At 68.9% G+C, this 1912-nt stretch carries 2 protein-coding genes; both read right to left on the minus strand.

The genetic code is table 11. From position 1 onward, the window contains the following. On the minus strand, positions 1-1035 hold a 1035-nt coding region (locus AC2VON_RS05210; protein ID WP_486951976.1), incomplete at its 3' end, for an acyl-CoA dehydrogenase family protein. 36 nt (positions 1036-1071) lie between these two features. Then, positions 1072-1912, minus strand: an 841-nt coding sequence (locus tag AC2VON_RS05215) for an acyl-CoA dehydrogenase family protein (protein WP_486951977.1), incomplete at its 5' end; no start/stop codon positions are given.

A 1912-nucleotide genomic window follows, 5' to 3' on the forward strand; every position in this document is an offset into this window, starting at 1 on the left:
GGCCTGCTTGGCAGCCAGGAAGTAGCGGTGGATCGGATGGTCGACGTCGATGCCCACCCCGCCGTGCACGTGAACGATGGTGTGGGCCACCCGATGCCCGGCGTCGGCGGCCCAGAACGCCGCGGTGGCCACCTCGGTGTCGGCGGGCAACCCCTCGGCCACCCGCCAGGCGGCCTGGGTCAGTGTCAGCCGCAGCCCCAAGACGTCGATGTAGCCGTCGGCCAGCCGTTGCGACACGGCTTGGAAACTGCCGATCGGCCGGTCGAACTGCTCGCGGGTGCGTGCGTATTCGGCGGTCAGCGCCAGCCCGCGTTCCAGCACGCCGAGCTGGTAGGTGCTGCGGCCCAGCGCCTCCAGCACCCGGATGCGGTCGACCAGATCGTCACCGCCGACCCGCCGGCTGTGATCCACCTCGACGTCGGAGAGCTCGAGAAGCCCGACGCTGCCCAGGCCGGTAGTCTGCAGCGCGGTCACCGAGACGCCGGGATCATCGGCGGCGAGCAGGAACACCGCGATGCCGGAGTCGGTGTCGGCGGGCACCAGAAAGCCATCGGCCACCGGGCCGTAACCGACCAGGGTGCGGGTGCCGGTGAGCCGGTAACCGCCGGCGTCGCCGCCGGTGCCGGTGGCCTGCACCGGGCCCTCGCCCATGTCGGCGTCCAGTGCGACGGTGAGGACCTTTTCGCCGCTGGCCGCAGGCTCGCCCCACCGTTGCCGAAGCTCCTCGGAGCCGAACTGGCCCAGCGCGCCGGTGGCCAGCACCACCGACTCCAGGTAGGGCACCGCAGCCAACCCCCGGCCCAGTGCAACCAGCACGGTGGTCTGCTCTAACACTCCGAAGCCGCCACCGCCCAGCGACTCGGGTGCGGCCGCGGACAGGATGTCGGCGTCGGCGAGCTTGCGCCACAGCGTGGGGTCGAACCGTTGGTCGAGTGTGTCCAGCTGACGTTGGTGTTCGGGTGTGCAGATGGCATCGGTGATCCTGGAGGTCAAATCGCCGAGGTCGCGTGCCGCTTCGGTGGTGGAAAAGTCCATCGGTGTCGTCCTTCGCAAGCGGTGGTCAGCGGTTGGTCAGCGGCTAGCTCGAGGCAGCCCCAGTGCTGACATGGCGATGATGTCACGCTGGATTTCATTGGTGCCGCCGCCGAAGGTCAGGATCAGGCACGCCCGGTGCATCCGCTCCACCCGGCCGTGCAGCAGCGCGCCGGCCGAGCCGTGACGCAGGGTCGCGGCGGTGCCCAGCACCTCCATCAGCAGCCGGTAGGCCTCGGTGGCCAGCTCGGTGCCGAACACCTTGGCGGCCGAGGCATCCGCCGGCGACGGCGTCGTCTCCGCTGCGGATGCGAGCTCCCAATTGATCAGCTTGAGAACCTCGACTTTTGCGTGCACGCGGGCCAGGTTGAGCTGTACCCATTCCGAGTCGATCAGCCGGGCACCGCCGGAATCCTTGGTGTTCTGGGCCCACTCGCGAACCTGGTTCAGGCACATGATGATCGGCATCGCCGACACCAGTGCGACGCGTTCGTGGTTGAGCTGGTTGGTGACCAGCTTCCAGCCGCCGTTCTCCTCGCCGACCCGGTTGGCCACCGGCACCCGCACGTCGGAATAATAGGTGGCGCTGGTGTCGAGGCCGGCCATGGTGTGCACCGGAGTCCAGGCGAACCCCTTAGCGGTGGTGGGCACGATCAGCACCGAGATGCCGCGGTGTTTTTTGGCTTCGGTGTTGGTGCGCACCGCCAGCCAGACGTAGTCGGCGTAGGCGATCAGCGAGGTCCACATCTTCTGCCCGTTGACGATGTAGTCGTCGCCGTCGCGCACCGCGCTGGTGCGCAGGTTGGCCAGGTCGGTGCCGGCCCCCGGCTCGGAGTAGCCGATCGCGAAGTGCAGGTCCCCGGCGGCGATCTTGGGCAGG

It is taken from the genome of Mycobacterium sp. TH-M82 (genome assembly GCF_057473605.1).